Origin of the sequence: Micromonospora sicca (genome assembly GCF_003172935.1) — a bacterium.
In the GTDB taxonomy this organism is placed as follows: Bacteria; Actinomycetota; Actinomycetes; order Mycobacteriales; family Micromonosporaceae; genus Micromonospora; species Micromonospora sicca.
The window spans coordinates 1-3,590 of the sequence record NZ_QGKS01000093.1; the positions used below are offsets into that span (position 1 = coordinate 1).

Annotated in this window: 6 protein-coding genes; 5 read left to right on the forward strand and 1 reads right to left on the reverse strand. The window is 65.5% G+C overall.

What is annotated here, in order from left to right; translation table 11 throughout:
- The first annotated feature begins 230 nt into the window (after positions 1-230).
- The gene (locus DKT69_RS03410; protein ID WP_109800138.1) at positions 231-677 is read left to right on the forward strand and encodes a hypothetical protein; all 447 of its coding nucleotides are present in this window, start codon (positions 231-233) and stop codon (positions 675-677) included.
- Between the two features lie 50 nt (positions 678-727).
- On the opposite strand, the gene DKT69_RS03415 is transcribed toward DKT69_RS03410, so the two are convergent.
- Positions 728-1,288 (reverse strand): GNAT family N-acetyltransferase, encoded by a 561-nt coding sequence (locus DKT69_RS03415; RefSeq protein WP_109800139.1) that lies wholly within the window; start codon positions 1,286-1,288, stop codon positions 728-730.
- Positions 1,289-1,539: 251 nt separating this feature from the next.
- Between DKT69_RS03415 and DKT69_RS03420 the strand changes: the two genes are divergently transcribed.
- The 4 genes from DKT69_RS03420 (at position 1,540) to DKT69_RS37620 (ending at position 3,377) form a co-directional block, all read left to right on the forward strand.
- Positions 1,540-2,073, forward strand: a complete 534-nt coding sequence (locus tag DKT69_RS03420) for an SUKH-4 family immunity protein (RefSeq protein WP_161557761.1) — start codon at positions 1,540-1,542, stop codon at positions 2,071-2,073.
- 342 nt (positions 2,074-2,415) lie between these two features.
- Positions 2,416-2,730: a hypothetical protein gene (locus DKT69_RS03425; protein WP_161557762.1), complete on the forward strand. Its 315-nt coding sequence runs from the start codon at positions 2,416-2,418 to the stop codon at positions 2,728-2,730.
- Between the two features lie 110 nt (positions 2,731-2,840).
- The gene (locus DKT69_RS37615; protein WP_146230978.1) at positions 2,841-3,041 is read left to right on the forward strand and encodes a hypothetical protein; all 201 of its coding nucleotides are present in this window, start codon (positions 2,841-2,843) and stop codon (positions 3,039-3,041) included.
- Positions 3,042-3,179: 138 nt separating this feature from the next.
- The gene (locus DKT69_RS37620) at positions 3,180-3,377 is read left to right on the forward strand and encodes a hypothetical protein (protein WP_146230979.1); all 198 of its coding nucleotides are present in this window, start codon (positions 3,180-3,182) and stop codon (positions 3,375-3,377) included.
- Positions 3,378-3,590 lie beyond the last annotated feature (213 nt).

Consider the following 3,590-nt stretch of genomic DNA (forward strand, 5'->3'; position numbering starts at 1 on the left):
TCACAACCCAGCGGGCAGGTCGTGGCTTTCCCAGCACCCGCACCGGGGGCCGGCAGACCCTGACCCGACCGTCGCTCGCCACGACGGCCGGCCCGGACCGCCTCGCTCTTGGGGCTGGCCGCCAGCACGGTCGAGGTGAGAACCACCAAGGTCACGTGCGCTGTCATGCCGCGGTGCGGGAGCGCTGTCTGGCCGACGCGCTCTGCTCCTGCTACACACGGTCCGTGGGAATGGACATCTATGACCAGTACGAGCGGGACGCCGACCAGCACCTGGCCGCCTACGGTTTGCGGGTCGCCGCTGGCCAAGTCCCGATCGTTCGGGATGTCCTCATGCGCGAAACCCAGCGCGAGGCGGAAACCTACGCTGGAACGGGCACCGTCCCCGGCAACACGCAGCTGATGCGGATCTGCGCCGTCCAGCTCTGGCACGTCGGTGCCGTCGAGGACGCGCTGGTGGTTCACCGCGCCCGCGGCACCAGTATGGACGCGACCGGCGCCATCGACGCGGAACTGATGCTGGGGGCGGGCGTGGCCAAGACCAAGGACTATCTCGCGACCGTATGCACCGAGGAAGCCCGAGAGATCCTCGAGGTGATCGCGTGGGTGGAGGAGTCGTACGACCCCGGACGCTACGCAGCTTTCCTAGACAGGTACTACCGAGCTGGGTCCCACTGAGAACCCTCTGGCCAGGGCTTCATGCCAGCCTTCAGAGTCTTCGGCTGCTCCTACGGTGTTGCCTCTCGATGCCATGTCTCGGCGAGGAGGGCGTAGGTGCAGCCGTCCACCCAGCCCAGCTCGGCGTGCCAGGAATCGCCGACGCCGTGCTGCTCACGGCGCATGCCGACTTTCTCGAGGATTCGCACCGAGGCGAGGTTGTCCGCGAAGCAGCCGGCGGTGATTCTCCGAGTGCCCAGCCGGTCGAATGCGTGCGCCACCACCGCGGTGACGGCCTCGGTCGCGTATCCATGGCCGCCGTAGGCTGGATCGAAGATGTAGCCGAGCTGGGCCTCGGTCCGCGGTGGCATGCCGGGTTGACCCATGCCGTCGACGACGTCGAGCGAGACGGTTCCGATCACCACGCCGTCGAGCGTGGCCGCCATACTGTGGTCGTCGGGGTCTGCGGCCGCGCGCCGCCATGCCGCGCGGAAGGATGCAGGGTCGACCTCAGTGCGGAGTAGCCAGCGCGTGACCTCCGGCAGATTGCGGTACTCCAGGATCCGGTCCACGTCCTCGTCACGCACAGGGCGAAGCTCGAGGCGTTCGGTGCGTACGGTGGTGTTCTCCATGAGGCGGCACGCTAGTGGACGCACCCCGGCGAGACGCCCGAATATCGGGCCGCCCGGCCCGACATGGCGCACTATCCGGTGGCCCCCGCCCCGTGCGCCGGCAGCGCAGGACGCACGCACATGCCGCGTAGCGCTCGCCACGGAAGGTGACCGATCGCCGGTGCCTGCATCCAGACGTGCCGATGGTCGGATGCCTAGCCACTACACGAACACTGGGCGCTTGGAACCTTGCCCGGACTACCCTCATTGGCGTGCCCGTTGATGATCTTCCGTTGCCTCCCGCGTTCGAAGCGGTCACGGCCTGGGCTGGTACTGGGCGGGTGGTGCGTGCCACCGAGCTGGACGTGGCGACGTGGCGGCTTCCCGATCCGCAGAAGGCCGCACTGGTCTCCTGTGGCGTACCGCTGATCGATGACCTCGTGAATGCGGTGTCATTCCACGCAGAGCCGACGATGTACCGGTTGGCGAACTCCGACGACCTGGACTGGGTGTACGGTGCCGTGCCGGGGACCGGTGAGGTGCAGGCATGGTCGTCGGACGGCAGCACCTGGTTCGTCAACTCAACGATCAACCACTGGCTGTGTTCGCTGCACATGGTCGGTAGCTGGCTGACCAGCTCAACCGTCATCGGCCGCTGGGACGAAGACGGACAGGCCGAAGAGGAAGCACTCGCGGAGCTCGCCGACCTGTTGGAGCGGATCAGGGCCCTTGACCCGCCCGCGTTCGGGGACGGCGACCATGCAACCCACTTCTGGCCCGCAGTGCTCGACCGGTGGCTCTACTGATTGATGCAGACATCCTTTTCTGCCGCTGAGAAGGTGCGTCGATCACCGACGTACCCGTCACCTGCGGCGTCGTCGCGGATCACCAGGTCCAGTGGCAGGTATGCGTCCTGTGCCCGCCACAACCGGGCGACGGGTAGCGAGCCGCCCTTCGCCAGCTGGCGAGCCGGACGCTGACATGCTCCGGGCGTCAGCGGGGGCCGCGCCGGCATAGGATCGGGTCGACCTTGGTGCCTGACCGGGGAATGGGTTGTGCGAAGAGTCCTGCTGCTTGTCGTCGCTCTCACTATGACCGCCGGATGCTTTGTGGGACCGGCGCTCTCCGGTGGCTCCGAGTTGGTTGAGATGACGGCAGATGACCTGGCCGGAGTGTGGCAAGGCGATCAGCGCGGCGGCGTCATCGAATTCACGGCGGACGGGAACTTCTACGCCGACGACGTGGGCTATATGTTCGTCGGCTTCACGGACGTCCTCCCAGCCGGCTTCGACATCAAGCATGACAAGTCGCCCGGCTCCGGTCAGTGGTCGATCGGCAAACTGCTGGGGCATTCGCAAGCGCCGAGCGGGTTGATCGATCTTTACTTCGATGTCTTGGCGAAGCGCCCGACGGCGGGGGCAACAGTGTGGAGGCGCAGCGGTCTGACGGCGCGATCGTTCTAGTTCACTACATCGGTGACCCTGACGCCAGCAACACGGTTGTCTACCGCAAGTGCCAGGCCCGCTGTAGCCACATAGCGCCAAAGCGTGAGGCCCTGGGCAAACGGATCGACGTGACTCCCGGCCAACTCGTCGGGGCGTGGAAAGACACCAAGCGCGGCTCGACGATCGTCTTCGACAGGGACGGCGGGTTCCGCGGCGAGGACTTCTCCTACCTGTTCGGCGGAAACCGGTTCGCGCTGCCGGCGAACTTCGACCGAGTCCATGATCGGGCATCGGGAGTGGGGACGTGGAAGTTGGAGCGTCCGCAGTGAGGTGATCTCGTGTGTCCTGAACGCAAGGAGGGGTTGATGTAGGTAAGGCCCTTGATGCGGTGCTGCGTGGAAGATGAAGGTTGGCCCTTCGGAGCCGCCCTGCGGAGGGTGGTTCCAAACCACCTCATGCTGCGTTGGTTGACGACCGTCGTGGTGAGCGATGAGGAAAAGGCGTCGTTTGAGGCGTCAGGTAGGGATCGGGAAGGCGAGCGTAAGCGAATCATTGCTGACGTGTCGAAATCTCAACAGGTGACATCAGAACTGGGGCGTGAGATCGGCTCTGGGATAAGTCTGGCGGGTGTTCCGCTTATTGGCCAGGCGGTGTCCGGCATGTAGATGACGCGAGCCCGATCTGCGGCTTCCACGTGGAACAGGAGAAGGCGTGCCTCGATACTGTTCGCCCCGAATGTGGGCGGGCGATAGTACGTGTTCAGCCTGAGGTGAGTCGCTGATCGGGACCTGTTGTCCACTGTGGCTGGCGTGCTGGCATGATCTTCGGGTGTCGTCCGAGCCGCAGCGTCCCTCGTATGAGGATCTTGTGGGGATGCT